Source organism: Bacillus sp. RC240 (assembly GCF_044907945.1).
Taxonomy (GTDB): domain Bacteria; phylum Bacillota; class Bacilli; order Bacillales; family Bacillaceae_G; genus Bacillus_A; species Bacillus_A mycoides.
On the sequence record NZ_JBIYCT010000001.1, the window covers coordinates 1192344 to 1210407 of the forward strand.

The 18064-nt window shown below is 31.8% G+C and carries 12 protein-coding genes and 2 pseudogenes; all 14 read right to left on the minus strand.

The annotated features are described in order from the left end of the window. Nucleotides 1–61: 61 nt before the first annotated feature. Nucleotides 62–1048: a sensor histidine kinase gene (locus ABH955_RS06120; RefSeq protein WP_002017026.1), complete on the minus strand. Its 987-nt coding sequence runs from the start codon at nucleotides 1046–1048 to the stop codon at nucleotides 62–64. A gap of 2 nt (nucleotides 1049–1050) precedes the next feature. Then, nucleotides 1051–1755, minus strand: coding sequence for a response regulator transcription factor (locus ABH955_RS06125; RefSeq protein ID WP_404490970.1), 705 nt, complete (start codon nucleotides 1753–1755; stop codon nucleotides 1051–1053). A 395-nt stretch (nucleotides 1756–2150) separates the two neighbouring features. Further along, entirely contained in the window at nucleotides 2151–4124 is a 1974-nt protein-coding gene (locus ABH955_RS06130; protein ID WP_404490971.1) for a penicillin-binding transpeptidase domain-containing protein, read from the minus strand. 451 nt (nucleotides 4125–4575) lie between these two features. Continuing rightward, nucleotides 4576–5169 carry an SGNH/GDSL hydrolase family protein gene (locus ABH955_RS06135; protein ID WP_404490972.1) on the minus strand — a complete coding sequence of 198 codons (594 nt, stop codon included), beginning with the start codon at nucleotides 5167–5169 and terminating at the stop codon, nucleotides 4576–4578. Between the two features lie 170 nt (nucleotides 5170–5339). Next, the gene (locus ABH955_RS06140; RefSeq protein WP_404490973.1) at nucleotides 5340–6371 is read right to left on the minus strand and encodes a VanZ family protein; all 1032 of its coding nucleotides are present in this window, start codon (nucleotides 6369–6371) and stop codon (nucleotides 5340–5342) included. Nucleotides 6372–6532: 161 nt separating this feature from the next. Continuing rightward, nucleotides 6533–6664 (minus strand): annotated as a pseudogene (locus ABH955_RS06145) (Fic family protein); the annotation flags it as partial. Between the two features lie 89 nt (nucleotides 6665–6753). Next, nucleotides 6754–7911, minus strand: coding sequence for an acyltransferase family protein (locus tag ABH955_RS06150; RefSeq protein ID WP_404490974.1), 1158 nt, complete (start codon nucleotides 7909–7911; stop codon nucleotides 6754–6756). Nucleotides 7912–8053: 142 nt separating this feature from the next. Continuing rightward, nucleotides 8054–8567 (minus strand): annotated as a pseudogene (locus ABH955_RS06155) (transglycosylase SLT domain-containing protein). A 754-nt stretch (nucleotides 8568–9321) separates the two neighbouring features. Next, nucleotides 9322–10635: a D-alanyl-D-alanine carboxypeptidase family protein gene (locus tag ABH955_RS06160; RefSeq protein WP_404455290.1), complete on the minus strand. Its 1314-nt coding sequence runs from the start codon at nucleotides 10633–10635 to the stop codon at nucleotides 9322–9324. Nucleotides 10636–11158: 523 nt separating this feature from the next. Next, nucleotides 11159–12241, minus strand: a complete 1083-nt coding sequence (locus tag ABH955_RS06165) for a sensor histidine kinase (RefSeq protein ID WP_404490975.1) — start codon at nucleotides 12239–12241, stop codon at nucleotides 11159–11161. Further along, the gene (locus ABH955_RS06170; RefSeq protein ID WP_404490976.1) at nucleotides 12238–12846 is read right to left on the minus strand and encodes a response regulator transcription factor; all 609 of its coding nucleotides are present in this window, start codon (nucleotides 12844–12846) and stop codon (nucleotides 12238–12240) included. The genes ABH955_RS06165 and ABH955_RS06170 overlap by 4 nt, the downstream gene beginning before the upstream one ends. Nucleotides 12847–13190: 344 nt before the next feature. Next, a complete protein-coding gene (locus ABH955_RS06175) occupies nucleotides 13191–14357 on the minus strand; it encodes a hypothetical protein (protein WP_033731040.1) in 1167 nt (388 codons plus the stop codon). Nucleotides 14358–14895: 538 nt separating this feature from the next. Then, nucleotides 14896–16743: an FtsX-like permease family protein gene (locus ABH955_RS06180; protein WP_404490977.1), complete on the minus strand. Its 1848-nt coding sequence runs from the start codon at nucleotides 16741–16743 to the stop codon at nucleotides 14896–14898. 16 nt (nucleotides 16744–16759) lie between these two features. Further along, nucleotides 16760–17521 (minus strand): ABC transporter ATP-binding protein, encoded by a 762-nt coding sequence (locus ABH955_RS06185; RefSeq protein WP_404490978.1) that lies wholly within the window; start codon nucleotides 17519–17521, stop codon nucleotides 16760–16762. Between the last annotated feature and the right edge of the window lie 543 nt (nucleotides 17522–18064).

Genomic DNA, 18064 nt, shown 5'->3' on the forward strand with positions numbered 1-18064 from the left:
TTAACCTTTCATATATCTAACAGGTCTGTAATGTTTCTGAAAAGTCAAACTAAATACCGTTCTAACGATTTGCATAAGGGAAAATAATACAGATTGTTGTTCCTTTTCCTACTTCCGACTTTATTTCAATATCATGTTCCAATCTTTTTATAATATTTTTCACAAGATATAATCCCATCCCAGTAGATTCCTTAAATTTCCGACCGTTTATTCCCGTATAAAATGGGCGGAATACTCTTGGGAGGTCTTCTTTTGGAATTCCCACACCATGATCGTGTATTTCAAGGATTACTGAGCGCTCTTCTTCTAATGTAGTAATAGTAACGTTTTTTCTACTTCCTGCTGAATACTTAATGGCATTGGATATCACTTGATGAATAACAAACCGAAGCCACTTTCTATCGGTTTCTACCATAATAGTTTGTTTTACTTTTACTTCTGGATAAACATAGCTACGGATAAACAGACGTTTATTTTCACGGATTACTTCTTGAACGATTTCCTGTAACGAAACTCTTTCCACATAAAAATCTTGCTCAAACGTTTGTAATCGCGCCATATATAAGACCATTTCTAATCCGTACTGCATTTGATCTACTTCTTCCACAATACTTTCAAAAACCTCCCCATTCTCTTCTTGTGTGATCAGTTCAATAACTGATAGGGGCGTTTTCATCTGATGCACCCATTGATTAATAAATGTAAGGTGCTCTTTTTGTTTATATTCCCAAGTCTTTAACTGTTGATGATATTGACTGTATTGTGTCTTTAACACACGCTGAAGTGCTACTGATAATGGAGTGGAATCGAGTTCTTCTAAGGAGTCCTCTAATGTTTCAGAAGGGTTGGATAATTTGTTATAAAATCTACGATGGCTAAAGTAGCGATAAAGTAAAAACGCAATTAAAAAGCATCCTCCTAAAAACACACTATATAACGCAGTAGATAAGTGGTTATATCCATCCAGCCAATAAACAGTTAGAACGACAAATAGCTGAATGATTGAGAAACAGATGAAAGGGATATGTTCACGTAAAAATAAATTCATTATTATACCTCATCATTCTTCCAAGTTATTTTCAAACGATATCCAGCACCACGAACTGTTTCTAATGCATTTTTTATTCCGATTTCCTCTAATTTTTTTCGGACACGTGTAACATTTACACTTAACGTATTATCATCTACATACGTATAGTCATCCCAAAGTTTTTCTAAGATTTTCTCTCGACTAACAATACTAGGAGATTGTCGTAAGAGAGTTTCTAGTAAAACAGTTTCTTTTTTTGACAGTATACACATGCTATCATTTAGCTTTAATTCCATTTTTTCTGGATAAAGTATTAAACCGGATTGCTGAACAACTCTTTCTTCCGCTTTCGGTGCGTATTCTCCGTAAATTCTTCGAAGATGACTTCGGATTTTTGCCATTACAACTTCATAATGAAACGGTTTAGTGATATAATCGTCTGCACCATGTTCAAGTGCCATAACTTGCTCCATCTCTCCACTACGTGCTGATATAAATATAATGGGACAAGTAGAGACCGTTCTAATTTGTCGGCACCAGTAGAAACCATCAAAACTCGGTAAATTTACATCTAATAAAACTAAATCAGGTTGAATTTTTTCAAAGTTAGCCAAAACATTTTCAAAATCCTCTGTAATATTCCCTTCATACCCGTACTTATTAATATGGGATTGAAGTAGTTTAGAAATTTTTTGGTCATCTTCTACAATCATGATTTTATACATATATTTAGCTCCTTTTATTTATGTATCTATTTATTATCTAGAAATATCTAATTAATACTTTTATCTTTTAGTATAAAGAAATTCCCCTCTTACTTATATTGAATAACCTTACTTCAAACTAACAGTTTTGTAATATTTCTGAAAATAAAGTTAAGTATAATAGCTCTTATTTTTTAAATTTCAATTATCTAATTTAACATTTTAAAATTTGTTGTTTTATAATTTTAAAATAAAAAATAATCGTATTTAATTGTGTAAAAAACACGTAATTAAATACGATTATTAAAATCATAAAATCTGCGTTTAGACATAAATTAACCGATTCCTAATATAATCTTGAATCGGTAAGGTTTGTATATTTACTAAAGAAGTAAATTTCACCTTCTAATTAAGTATTATTTCTGAAAAACATGTTTTATTTTTTCACCTGGAACGTTGCTCCCGCCTCTTCCTTTTACATCTTCAATCATCATGGTAACAATCATGTTTGGCGTGCTTGCATCGAAAGCTGCAAACCAACCAAGTTCTTTACCCTCTGCTTCTTTCGATTCTTTCAGTTCTGCTGTACCTGTCTTACCAGCGAGAGTTATACCATCAACTTTAGCAATTCTCCCAGCACCATCAGGATCATTAATAACCTTTATTAACGCACTTTTTAATATCTCTTGATTCTTGGTAGAAATCACATTTTCTTTCCAATTTCCCGCTTCTTTTGTTTTTTTTATAAGATGCGGTGACGGAATGTTACCCTCATTGACAATCGGTGCATAAGTCAATGCTAAATGAAGAGGTGTCATTAATACTTGTCCTTGTCCGTATCCCGTGTCTGCTAATTGAATATCATTTTTTATCCCATCTTTTGCAATGATTGAAATAGGGAATTCGTATTCAATTGGTAATTTTTCATGAAATCCGTATTTCTTAAATTCATTTACATACTGATCTTTTCCTATTTTCAAAGCTTGTTGAGCAAAATAAATATTATCAGAGTACTTCATTGCCTTATCAAAATCAACTGGACTAGCATCCTTCACACGTGTTACATAATAATTTCCCCAAGATGAATCTTTTGTCCACTTTAATCCTTGAATTCTAAATTCTTCCTTAGGATTTATTGTGTTTGTTTCCAAACCAATTGCACCTGTTATCGTTTTAAATACGGAACCTGGTACAAATGCTTGTGTGAAGCGATTCATCATTGGCAGTTTCGAGTCGTTATTCCATGCTTCCCGTTGAGCTTTTGATGCTCCTCTAACTATTGTATTTGGATTATAAGCAGGGCTACTTACAAGTGCGATTGTTTCACCAGTTTTAGGATTGACCGCTGCACTAGATCCTGCTTCATTTTTCATCTCATTAAAGATTTTTTCTTGAATTGCAGCATCAATTGTTAACGTAACATTTCCCCCTTCTTTTGCTTCTTGTTTTGCTACGTTTTTAATCTCTTTCCCGTTCTCATCTTCCATAAATACGCGTCCACCCTTTTTACCACGCAATTTATTCTCTAATACTTTCTCTAAACCTGTCTTACCCACTAAATCATCTGCTTGATAACCTTTTTTTTGAAGCGATTTTAACTCCTCTGCATTTACCTTTCCTATATATCCCGTTAAGTGTGCCGCTGCTTCTCCTAATGGATACGTACGAATATTTACTGGGCGAGATAAAACTCCTTCTAATTCAATATAATCATTCTGTCTGGTTCCCTCTTTTAAAATACCAATTGGTACAAAGGAATCTGGTTTTATCCATTTCGCTGCGAGCTTTTGATCGACCTCTTCTGTAGACATATCAAGTAATTGTGCTACTATTTCCTTTGTTTGCGCTGCCGTTTCACCTAGTTTCTCTGGAATAATTCCAACCTCAGTCGCTTTTCCATTCGTTGCAAGCCCTTTTCCATTTCGATCATATATTTCTCCGCGTTTTCCTTGCTCTGTTTGCATACGTACTTTATAATCTTTTTTCATACCTGGGAAAATGAAGTCTGGTGTCCAATCTATTTTCCAAGATTCCTTATCTTTATCTTTCACGAGTTTTGCTTCATGGATGAATGAAACAGTTCCTCCATCCGTATCCATATTAACTTCAAAAAGAAAAAGTTCTTTATCTTTATTATTCTCTCCTTTCATTTTAATTTTTAAATTCTTAACTCCTATACCCTCATAAATTTTTTGATATTTCTCTGTGAACTCCTTTTTAGAAATCGTTTTTTTTGCATGTTCTGATAAATGATCATACATATTTGTAAATTTTTTATCATTCCATAAATTGATATATTCTTCAAATGCTTGTTTTGAGGGTTCGTTTTTATTACATCCTACCAACATAATTCCGAAACAAAAGAAAAGTAGCATCCATATTTTTTTCAATTCAATCTTCTCCCTTAGTTATAAATGATTATTCCTTTCTTAATTTATTAAATAAAAAATGTTTTAACGCTTAATAGACAGTGTAAGTAATGAAATTGTTCCACATTTACAAAAAAATTTAATTTATGGTTAAGCTGCATTCAAAAAGGGAAGATTTTAAGATTCTTACAAACGACGAATATATTTAGCGAACGTTATCATTATTAGTGTTGTTTTAACAATTCATTTAAAATACCTTTTAGTTCATTTTCGCCAATTTCATCTTTTTTCTTTATAGATTATTGATACAAAAAAAGAATCCTTATACTAAGGATTCTGCAACAGAAAATAACAAAATTATAAACAATAAAAAGAATTACTTAAAGTATAATTTATAGGCACTCTATATCCTTCTTTTTCGCACCCAAACTCCCTGTACAGCATGTGACAGGAGTTTAGGTCATTCTACAGCTTATTTAAAAGAGTCGTGTACAGGTAAACTACTAAAAATCAATTCAGCAACTTTTACATATCCTTTTGAGTTTGGATGAATTAAATCCGTAGACCAAAGCGTATTGTCATTAACTAAATGATGATTCCAAAAGTCAACATGATGAAGCTTATACTCTCTACTCAGTGAAAGTATAACTTCATTTGCCTCTAATAATTGTTCTTTTAATACTTGTTTTTTTTCAGAAGAAAAAGGAAGCCGAATCGTAAAATCTGGAAGGTTTGCTATAATAATATCAGCACCTGCTTTACTTAATGTATCTATCATAAATTCCATATCGTTCTTATATGCTTGATGATTCCAACGTCCTTTTAAAACATCGTTTGCACCTGCAATTAGACTAACCACATCTGGATTAAAAGTTAATGCCTTTTCCAATTGCTGTGAGCGAATTTCTTTAGTTACTAACCCACGCTTTGAAAAATTAGCATATTCTATATCGTTTACACACAGTTGAACAAAATGATCTACCCAGCTTTTTAATGCTATTCCCTCAACTTCATCCCCTATCCCCTCTGTAAAACTATCACCAATCGCTACAAATCGCTTCCACATATATAGTCCCCCTTTTTTGTTATTCATATCTACACTATACAATAGCCCACAGCGTAATTGTTCTTCTTAAATGTTTTTCAATTTCAATTAAATTCCATAGGAGATTTTTCAAATGAGCAAGACAACTCGATTAAACTATTTCACATGAACAAAAACATGAAAAATCTACGTTATCTTCTTGCAGAAATAGGTTGAGACCAACTATCTTTCCCATTATCATTTAAGCGTACTTGAAAAACATATATAGGTTGAGAAAAGCCTTTTGTATCAGCGTAGTAATCTATATTATAATCTGTAATGACTAATGTATCACCTGCTTTGAAAGATATTATAGGATCAAAGTCTCCTTGTTTTAGTTTTTGAAATACTTCTTTTGGAGACAGAATTTCGACATCTCGAATATGTGATTTTTTTGTAACTGGCTCATTGTCATTAGGCATTTTTGTAATTTCCTCTTTGTAAACAGGCATTTTATTACCTTCGTCTTTTAACTCTATTGATGTTTTTATAGTGACATCAGTCATGTCTGTTTTTGTAATGGGATCTAAAGGCATATTCCCAAATTCCTTCATTTGATACGAAATCATTATTCCAAGTGCAACAAAACTTACTGTAATCGGAAGAAATAAATATTTGGTCATTTGTGTATCTGTTTCTTTTTTCTTCAACAATATAAGAACTATATTTAACATAGAATATCCTAGCATCATTCCTAAAGTATTATGAAGTAAATCGGCTAGTTCCATACTTCCACGTTGCATTGTAAATTCAAGGATTTCAATCAATAAACTTGCTATAATTGAGCTGATTAACATCCATTTTGTTTTTTGAAAAACATTACTAAATAAAGGTAATAAAATTCCTAACGGAAAAAGCATACCTATATTCACAATGATATGGAAAAAAGAAGAAAATGAAAAGGTATTCCATGCTTTTTTATAAACACTAAGTACATCAAAGTCAATTGTTCTTGCGAAAGTTATATCATCTGGACGACCAAATGAAGTGGCTGATAATACAAGGGAATAATATCCTATTATCAATATAAACAATATAACTTGTTGTACGGTAAATTCCCTCCCTCCTTTGCATACCTTTTTGTATACTACAAAGTAGCTAAAAACAAAAATGAGTAGTAACAAGAATGTGAGTTGTATTGTAGGAATTGCAAAGGTAACAAGTAGTTCGGAAATAAAATTCATTTTACACCTCTGTTTTTACGAATAAAATATTCAATAGTTTTATATAACATTTTAGATATAGATAGCGATGTGTTGTTACCCCTAATAATTATTAATACAGAATTAAACCTGTATACATGAGCATTTCTTCCTCTTGAAACCAGCTTTATTTGACCAAGCAGCTACAAGGAAACTAGCGTTTTACTAATTGTACTTTTGGCTATGTCTGGAAAAACGTTACGAAGATTCTCTTTAGTAAGAGGATTTTTGGAGTTAAGTATAAAATTAAAAATTTGTTCAATTTTAGTATATTTATATAGAATCCGTAATTGACCGATTCCTAATATACTTAGGAATCGGTAATATTCGTATATTTACTAAAGAAATAAAATTCCTTCAAGTATTACACTTTTTTTCGAAAATTTGTTGTTCTTTGTTTTGCCCAGTTGATACATTTCTTTTCAATTAAATGATACGAAACTATAGAAAAAAGTATTGTCATTGAAATACACAAAGCAAGAAGGAAAAAGATAGGTATCTTTGTATACAAAAGTTTAAATAGTACCATCATGATTGGAAAATGACACAAATAGATACTGTATGAAATTTCTCCTAAGTATACAAATACACTCTTATTTAAAAATGCTCTTACTTTTAGGTTACTCATGGCCATTATTATAAATATACTAACACCGATTACGACACCCCAATCTTTTAATAAGAAAGTAGTATCATTACGGGAAAAACCATAAATTAAAATGGAATATAAATATAGAATAATCCCTAATGCAATAAGAAATCCTTTATTAAATTTTTTCATATTCCTATATAAGTAGATAAGCTTTTCCTGATGCTTAAAAAGTAACATTCCAACCATAAACATCGATGTGAAATGCAGTGTATCGGCATAACCATTATAAAATCCCTCTGCTTTCCCTATATGCAACATATTAAGGAAAACACTAATTAAAGAAAAGCTCAAAGCAAATAGTATCGTTTTCTTCCAACTCAGTTTATAAAAAAGAAGGAATAACAAAGGAAACACAATAGATATACGCATTTCTTGAGCCAATGACCAGATAACTGGATTATAATTTTCCGTAAAAAAGTTATTAAGAAGCACAAAATGGTTTATAATATCTATTTTTGTTATAGACCCTTGCCACCTATCATAGAACCAATCCCGTAGTCCAGCCACTTCATACGGCGAGAACAAAATAAATAAAGCAAAGGTAATGATTATCCAAAAATAATAAGGAATATAGATTCGTACAAATCGCTTAATTAAATATCCCCAATAATTTGTTTTTGAATGATAAAGTGCCATAGATAACACAAAACCACTGAGTACATAAAAAACGATTACAGCTTCCCCGCCAGCCCATAAAAACCTAAGCGGGGAAAATTTAATAGAATTAGGCAACGATGGTAGCATTAAACAAAAATGTCCAAATACCACTGTCAGTGCCGCTAACCCTCGTATGGAATCTAATTCTTTTATTCTCTTACTCATAAAATGTTCTCCTTGTAAATTGTAGATTTTGCTGTTAATAAAGGCCACTATACTAGTGTAGTGGGAGAATTATACATATTGTTTCTTTAAATTCCTAATATAAGCAGTACAAAGTCAATCTATGCGTCTGTATAAGGGAACTTTCTTATTTAGGCATAAATTATATAATAATAGAAAGAAAAAAGAAATTTCATTCTATAAAATCGTATTGTCGTTTAGAAAACATTTTAAAACTGTTTTCTAACCCCTCGTTATAGTCTGTCTGCTTATTTGTCCATTGAACACCCTTATTCCCAGGCCACCCTGAGATTAGCAACATGTTTTAATAGCTCTGGTCCTTTTAAATTTTGCTGTAAACCACGGTTATATGCATTTTTCATATTAGATATTGCAATTCGAGTATTAGTTTCTATATTTTTCAAATCTTCGTTCGTTAAATCTTTAGGTGCTAGTCCACCTCGATGGAGCTGAAACAGTCCAAATGATGTGCCCTGATCTCCGACTGCATTTTGATCAAACTTACTTTCATGGAATGCAATAGATAAAGGAATCCATGGTGGTATACCATGCTCTATTGATATTTGTTGAATCGTGTCTCTTACTTTAACTCGGTTAGTATGATGGTCATATGCGTATTTTGTAAGATATAGCCCTCCTGTTAAAACTAAAATAAATACTCCACTTTTTATTAATGGCCCTCTCATCGACGTCACCTCACTTGTCAGTATCAAAGATTGTCACTAGTAATCCTATCTTTTTGGGATATTAACTCGTAATCATGTATCATTTTGTTATTCTTTGTTTCATTAATTACCGATTTTCAGGTGAAATTATTAGTGGGTTCCCTCCATATAACATTCGCTTTTATCACTTTCGGTACAATTTACTTTTGTATGGGAGAGCGTTTTCTCTGTATGGTACCGTACTTTTTTCTCGAATACCTTGCTTTTTTATTCGATTGAAATTAAAGAATAACTATATACATAGGGATACACGCTATAAAGAGATACTTAAATTTCTTTAAAAAATTCATTTTCTGGCCTCCATTTCTTTATATAAATAATTTAAAACAAAATATTTAATAGAAAGAAAAGATTTTATTAAATTTTTATAAAATTTAATAACAGGAATAAGTACCAGGTATTTATTTTTATTGTCACTTGATGGAATAATGAATGTGTTTTCATCATGTAACTTTATTAAACTAGCCTTGCACCAGAACCCTTTGAATCGAACAATTCATAATAAACGCCATCCTTTCTGTATATTTCTACAAAAAGAATAGCGTTTTTTGATTATATGGATACAAATTTATCTTAGCTTGATTGCAATACCGAAAGTTCCGAAGAACCAGATTTGAGAATTAATGCAATCTTCCATTCCAAGCCATCCACATAAGAATCTATAATACTTTGAAACCTTTTATTTCAGGCTAATATTTAGTTTTATCCTACAAAGTTAGCCTTTTACTATATCAACCGCACTATTCCACATACCGCTAAAGAAAGATCCTATTTCGCGCATAAAACGTGTAAACCAATTTGCTTGTTCTACTTCAGATTTTGTTACAAGGTCTACTTGTAATGATTTACCTGATAAGAACCCAGGATCTGTAATATCTTTAGGCGATATAATCATTTGACTAATTGTTACACCTTTTTTAATAGGCGCTTCTTGTTCTTTATTCGATACTTTAAATTCTTTTTTATAAACGTCTTTGTTGCCCTTTGGCATTGGAAGTAAAATAGCTTGCTTCGTTTGAACAACTATATCTTTGTCCTTTGCATTTGCTACTCGCACTGTTTCATGACCTTTTACTACTGAATCTTTTCCATAGACCTTCTTCACTTCAAAATTCGCAAATCCATAATCATATAATTTCTTTGTTTCATCAAAACGTGCTGTATGAGAGTTTGCTTTTATAACTACAGAGATTAGACGCATACCGTTTTTTTCTACTGTACCAGTAAAACAATCTCCGGCTTCTGGAGTAGTTCCTGTTTTTAACCCATCTACACCTTCGTATTGCTTAATTAAGCCTTTTAACATCCAGTTAAAGTTCGTCATATCAATCGGATACTTGCCACCCTTTTGGAATGTTTTTTTAGGGATTTTTGCTGTATCTAATATTTTCGGGAAATCTTGAATAAGACGTTGTGCTAAAATCGCACAATCTCTTGCGGACATTTTATTTTTCTCGTCTGGAGTTGTCCCTTCTGGGTGATGTCCTTTTAAATCATGGTTTGTTAAACCTGTAGAGTTTACAAATTTATAATTTTTCATTCCAAACTCTTTTGATTTATCGTTCATCATTTTCACGAAATTGACTTCTTTTCCAGCAATCTCTTCAGCTAAAGCAATTGTTGCACCGTTTGCAGAGTAAATTACCATTGCCTCATATAACTCTTTGACCGTATAAGAGCCACCATTTTCTAATGGAACGTTTGATAATGAGCGATCTTGCGAAATCTTATATGCATATTCAGAAATTTTAACTTTTTGATCCCATTTAAGTTTTCCTTTATCCACCGCTTCATGAACTAAGTATTCACTCATCATTTTTGTCATACTAGCAATTGCTAATGATTCATCTGCATTTTTTTGATATAAAATTTTCCCGGAATTTGCTTCTACTAAAATTGCTGATCCTGCTTCTACGTCTATAGCAGGAACTGTTTCCGCTGATGCTCTTCCAAATGTAACGGCCATGCTACAAAATAGTGTAAGCACTGTTACTATTGTAATAAATCTCTTGCAAAACATACTTTTCACTTCTGTTACCTCCAATATCTTTGTACTCAAAAAAACGTTATTTTAACATAATCCTCCAAAAAATAGACAGCGTTATCAAATTCTATATACATATAAGACATTAGAACCACTTTCATATAGACCATCTCATCCCACCCTTTTAGGCACACTGACACTTAGTGTTCCCACACATATCCCTCTTTTTAATACCTTTGTATTTTTCGAAATGATCTGTACTTTCATATCTTTTAGGATTACACTTAATAGACAATCTAAGTAATACATTTGTTCCACATTTATAAAAAAATAAAACCAGTGTGCCCCGGTTGAATACCAAAACACACTGGTTGCTAAATTTACTATCGTCTCTTACATTATTCATATCAATGAACTTCCCCTTTATTCGATTAATCACTTTATAATAATAAATCAAATTAACTTATCAGTATCATGTCTACTATGAATGGCCTACTTGAATTATTAACTTAAGAAGTTTCTTAAGTTTAAAAAAAAGCTTATGGAACCTTTCATTCCATAAGCCATTCTATTTAATTGGATGTTCAACAATAAAGGACATCCAGCCTACTTTATATTCTGCATGTATATTACCATTATGAAGTTCAACAATTCTTTTTGAGATAGCGAGTCCCAGCCCATTTCCTTGATCATCTTTTCTTGCCTTATCACCCCTGAAAAACCTTTCAAATAATTTATTAGGATCGCTAACAGGCGGCTTCTCGACTTTATTTGATACTTTCAAAATTGCTTTGTTACCTATTAGTTCAAGACATATTGATAATTTGGATGGTTTCATGCTGTACTTTATCGCATTCATAAACAGATTTTCATAAACACGTACCATTTTTTCTACATCCATGAAAATAGGTATTGTTTCTTCCGTTATTGATTTTTGAACACTTAAACCTGCCTTTTCAAATATAGGAATATATTCTCCAACTATTTGCTCCAACAAGCCTGATAAATCAACTTCGTTAATGTTTAACTTAGCATCGATGTCTGATAAACGGGTGTACTCAAATAGTTCATCAATTAGATATTTCAATCTCTGTGATTTTAAATAAGTGGTTTCGAGATACTCCTGTAATTGTGTTTTACTGTTGTATTGCCCTCTTTTTAATAAATCTATATAGCCAATAATAGATGTTAACGGTGTGCGTAAATCATGAGATACATTGGTTATAAGTTCATTTTTTGTACGTTCTAATCGTCTTTCCTGTTCAAATGTATTTTCCAATTTCTTGGACATATAGTTGATATTTTGAGCAAGTTGGGTTAATTCGTCCTTCCCGTTAATCCCAATAGTCAAACCCAGTTTTCCATTGGCAATATCATTCACATTATCAGAAATGAGCTTCAAATATACTATTTTCTTTCGAACCAATATTAAAAAAATGATAATAAAAGTAAAGATCGCTAACGCAAATATAAGAAATGTAAGTATATTATTTTCAAATGTACTAAGATCATCAAGATAGTGATTTAGATTTAATGGTATTATAATATATATAAAAGTGAGGATTGTTAAACCAAACGAAACAAAAAAACTAACTGCAACAGCACCAAGAAGTTTTATTATTATCTTATTTCTAAAACTAACCTTCTTCATATTTTGTACCCAATTCCCCAAACAGTTTTAATATAAATTGGATGTTTAGAATCCTCTTCAATTTTGTCTCTTATTTTTGTAATATGCACCATGACGGTATTATCCGATTTATAAAAAGCATCTTTCCAAACTGCTTCATATATTTTTGCAACACTCAGAACAATCCCTTTGTTACGAGCAAGTAGTTCGAGTATATCAAACTCTTTTGGAGTTAGCCTTACTTCCGTGCCTCTTATCCATACTTGACGTGTATCTGTATTTATGGTCAAATCACCAATTTCTAGGACACTTTTATCATTATCTGTATTTGTATTATATTTTTTAAACCTTCTTAATTGGGATTTTACTCTAGCGATTAACTCCAACGGATTAAACGGTTTTGATAAATAATCATCGGCACCAGAGGCTAAACCCTGAATTTTGTCTATATCCTCTGATTTTGCAGAAAGCATGATAATAGGCATATTTCGTTCTTCCCTAATCTTCATACACGCTTCAATAGCATCTTCTGCCTTTTGAGTTTTCAGACCTTCATTTTCCAAATATACAGAGATAAGATTTCTAATCTCTTTATCATCATCAACAATAAGAATTTTTGACTCCATATGATTCCTCCACATTTTTCTCATATTGAACAACTAAAAGCATAAGCAGACGGTACATTTCTATCCTCTTTTTTGTAAACCTGCAATTGAATGACCAAAAGTAACATAATCGATATAAAAGATAACGTCTTAAATATTGTTCAAAATTTTCTTTAGATCCATTTACAATTAATAATTTTTCTTCTTCATTAAATTTAGCTTTTAATAAAAAAAATTATTTTGAGATTCCTTCTTTTAATTAATTTTTTTTGATTACACCGGTAGTGTATATAACTTATAAAATGAAAAAAGAATCCTCTTCAATACGCTCTTTAAAGAAAATTCTTTTTCAAATCGTATTTTCTTTACTCGTTACTTATTTTCACCAGTTTTTCTCCTTGTTCTAAAAGTGTTTCATAGTCATTGTTCTCTTTAATTTCTTTGATTTTATTTTCAATTGTGGGCGTATTATTTATATTAAAGTACGTATTTAATACTTCATATGGTGTCTTTCCTTGTTTGATTGCACTATCTTCAATAGCTTCTTTCCATGGAATATTTACTTTGTCCATGCTTAATTCAAGGGCTGAACCAGTCTCATATCTCATATTCCGCTCTAAAAACCTTGGAGATTCTGCCTGTCCATTAGCAATGAAGTTGAACGCCTCCATAAAAGTAACATGATATGGCTTCTGTTTCTTTGCAAGTACCATAAGATTTCCACCAGTTAATTTACTATAACGATACTCTAAGTATCGTGCTGAACCTTCTATTGCTTCAGTTTTTGTTTCTCCAATTAATTGAGGCCATTTTTTATAGCGATAGTTACGTACAATTGTCCAATCATATAATGCCTGATTAATACTTTCTGGGTTCGTATCAATCATTGCTTTATCTAATAGCTTAAATTCTAATCCCATTAGCGCGTAATTTTCTTTATTAATCGGATATTCGTGAATAGACTCTCCACCATTTGCATCATATGTCCAATCTTTTTGTTTATAAGCATGAAAACCTTCATGTAATAAGAAAGATGAAAAATCAAAATATAAATCTGGATTACTAAACATTTTAGGATGATATTTTAAATAAAATACATCCATATCGTTAATATTTATTGTCCCAAAGTTCCAAGGAATCCAGGTAGAAATAGTTCTAAAATCAAAACGAGTTAAGCGATAGACTTTAGATAGATGCAGAGAATTTGAGACTTTTATTTCCTTTGCAAAAATACTATTTTCTAATCCCGTTACATTAACTGCATAAGCTTCTTGTCTAAAGAATCCCCCGTCTTTATTACTACGTATCAGAACCAATGGCATTTTTTCGAAGCGATAATCTTCATTCCAAAGTTTATCACTCGATTCTTCGAAGCTCTTATAAATAGTAGATAATTCTTTTAACATGTTTTGATCCGTGTTATCTAAAGACTTAAACTCTGTATGATATGTTTTATTTAAAATTATGCTTCCCAACATAATTCCTATAAATATTACTAATAAGATTAAAATTACCTTTAAAAATTTTTTCAACACACACTCCTTTTCTAAAACGATAATCCTTATGATGAATAAAGTTTACAAGTTTTATGTTTATTTACACTCTTTTGGTGCAAACCCAATTTTAAATAATAGCTATAATAGACACAATGAATACAAGATATTTTTTTGAAAATTGTTCTATCCTGTCAAAATTCCGATAATAGTTAACAATTAATATTGGATGATTATTCAATTTTATTGTAAGGGGATAGTGCAAGAGTTCCTACAAATAAGGTTAAAGTAGTACTCAATGTAGGAACGATGCTATTTTCCCTCTTCTTTTCCCTTCATTATTAAGATATAGAAAGAATAGTATTTTTCTCTTTTAATTGCTCATACATATCTTCTTGTAAGTTATACATGAAATGCGCCCCCTACTTGTATTTACTTTTTTTCTAACACTTTCTGCCGCTCATTGCTGCATATTTGTATCTCAAATCCACTTTCTATTTTGCTTACATGATATTTTTTCACTTCATCATAACGGGGACCAATTATGATGATACTTAGTATACATAACATTATTACATTAACCTTCTTTCGGAAGTACAATTCTTTTATACAATTGAACTGTAATCCAGTAGTAAATCGAGTAAATCACTATGAAAATAACAATTGGTAACCAAATACGAAAATACGGATCGATTAAAAGAGGGCCAAACATATTCATACCAACTAATATGTGAACAATCCCGATAATTGCTGGGACTAAGAATACGAAGGATAACTCCTTATAAATCGATTGTGTTAATAATTCCTGGCGAACACCAATTTTACGAAGCATTTGGTAACGTATACTATCTTTAGATGCACCAGATAGAATTTTAAACATTAAGCAACTTGCCATCATTGCTAAAAACGCAATTCCAACGAAGAACCCCATAAACATTAGTCCGCTGGAAAAACCTTGATTTGCAATATATTGTTGATACTTACTATACAGCTCTTCAGATTTCACATTTTTATACTTAACTACCTGTAATTCATCAAGTTTTTTCCATTCTTTTAAATATGCTTCAAAATCATCTGTTTTCCCAATAAACACAGTACTTTCTTTACCTTTCATACTATCGTATATGTTTTGATCTACAATTTTTATTTTATGATCAGGATATATATAATTTGGCTGAATTGTTTCGAAAGCGTCGCTCCATTGTTTTGATTTTGCATCCTCTTTACCCCATTGTCTTGACAATGCAAATGCATCCATGGGAATCTCTTCTGAAACTTTCATTATCTTCTCATTTTTTCTATCTTTTACTAAAGGATGATTGTTCTCTAGCTCTTCTTTTATATAATAAACATACTTATCATCTACTTTGTAACGATATTCAAGTTTCTCTTGAAATAAAATACTACTCAAAATGTTCTTTTCTTCTGCTGTTGGATTATGAACTACCGAATCGTAAATTGTTCCTTTATCAGTCTGCTTTAAAACGTCGTTTTTAAATGCCATACCACACGCAATTCCACCTGCTCCAAGGGCTACTAAGATTGCTACCGTCGCAAGCACATTTGTTAAGCCATTAATGCGGAAGTTTAATTGAGCAAAGGTAAAAGCATTAAGCCCTTTTTCACTACGCTTTTTATTACTTTTTATTTTTTTTATCATAACTGGGAGAAGTGATCCAAACAACATGTAAGTACTAACAGTTGCTGCGATTAATCCAAGAGCCATTAATGTAGGAACGGTTCCTAGATTTTTTGCCTGTGGTATATAGAGCAATGATGCATAACCAATACCTAACAAAATCAGACCAAGTAATGCAACTACAACTGTCATTTTTCCTTTTACCGCGCCACGCTCTGTTTGTGCACCTGCATGTACAAGTTGTAATATAGAAATACGTGACAATTTAATACTATTCATACTTGCTGATAGTACAAATAATGCAAAGAAGAAGATGCAAGTAACGACCATTGATGGAATGTACAAAGCTTGGTAACCTTCTCCAGTCAACTCCAATTGTTTCATTAATAACTGTCCGATACCTTCTGCAAGTCCTACACCACTTGTAATCCCAATCACAAGTGACGCCGCACCTAATATAATTGTTTCAAGGAACATCAGTAATGTAACTTTATACTTTTTTGCTCCTAACATCATATACATACCAAACTCTTTTTGGCGAAGAGATAATAAGAAAGAGTTTGCATACATAATGTAAAAAAATGTTACAATCGCTAATAAAGAGGAACCTATTTGGAATATTAATACAATAGGACCAATGTTTGCATTAGATTCAAGGAACACTTTATTTAGTGATAGCGTTTGAAACATATAGAAAGTAGAAATAGATACAATAAGACCAATAAGTAATACAATATAATCTTGCAATTTACTTTTCAACCCTGACATGGAAAGTTTAAATAACATGCCCAAACCTCCTTTCTTACGCTTTTTGTGTGCCTAAATCTGCAAGCACGTCTAAAATTTCTTTATAAAACTCTTCACGTTTACCACCACGGTAAATTTCTTTATATAACTCACCATCTTGAATGAATAAAATACGCTGACAGTAACTTGCACTGTATGGATCATGCGTAACCATCATAATCGATACGCCTTGTTCTTTGTTTAAATTTGTCATCGCATTAAGTAAACTAGTTGCATTTTTAGAATCAAGAGCTCCTGTTGGCTCGTCCCCTAAAATAATTGCAGGCTCATGCACTAACGCACGTGCTGCTGCTGAACGCTGTTTCTGTCCACCAGATACTTCAGATGGGTACTTTTGAAGTATTGTTACAATCCCTAACATATCAGCTACCTTTTCTACTTTCGGCCCAATTTTTCGTGATGGGACACCTTGAAGGGATAATGGAAGTGCAATGTTTTCGTAAATAGATAAATTCTCTAATAAATTAAAGTCTTGGAAAATGAATCCTAACTTTTGCGAACGGAAATCAGAAAGCTCACCTTGCTTCATTTTCGTAATATCCGTTCCTGCAATTTCAATAACGCCACCTGTCGCTTTATCAAGAGTTGAAATTACATTTAATAATGTCGTTTTGCCAGAACCAGATGGCCCCATAATCCCAACAAACTCCCCCTCTTGAATCGAGAATGAAACACCTTTTAATGCTTGTGATTGATTCTCACCTTTTTTACCGTACACTTTTTGAATGTTTTTTACGTCTACAACTTGTTTCGTCATATATATCCTCCTACGTTTGTATGATTGATAAGCTACTGTTTGAGTTATGTCTTTTTCGTTTCCACTTGCAATGCTTCATCTGTAAAAGTATTAAACTTGTCCACCACCAATACACATCCTTTTATTTTTCAAAATAATAAGTCCTTTCATACTTTTGTAATACATAAAAATGGGTATCAAACGGGATTTATTGTATTTAATTTGAATATCCATTTTTAGTAATACATGTAATAGACAATCTAAGTAATAAATATGTTCCCCTTTAAGATAAGAAAGCACTAGATGTTTTGTTAAGAAAACACAATGAATTGCACATAAAAAATCCCTTTTCGCCATCTCACAAAAAAAGAATCATTGCTGCAGATTTTATAAACTGTATAATGGCCGGCTCATGCACAAGTACACATGTTGCTGTCCACCAAATACTTCAGGTGAATACTTTTGGAATATCGCTGAAACTTCTAATATATGAGCTACCTTTTTTCTACTTCCTGGCGAATACTTCGTGATGGAAAACCTTACAGGGAAAATGAAGAAACAATT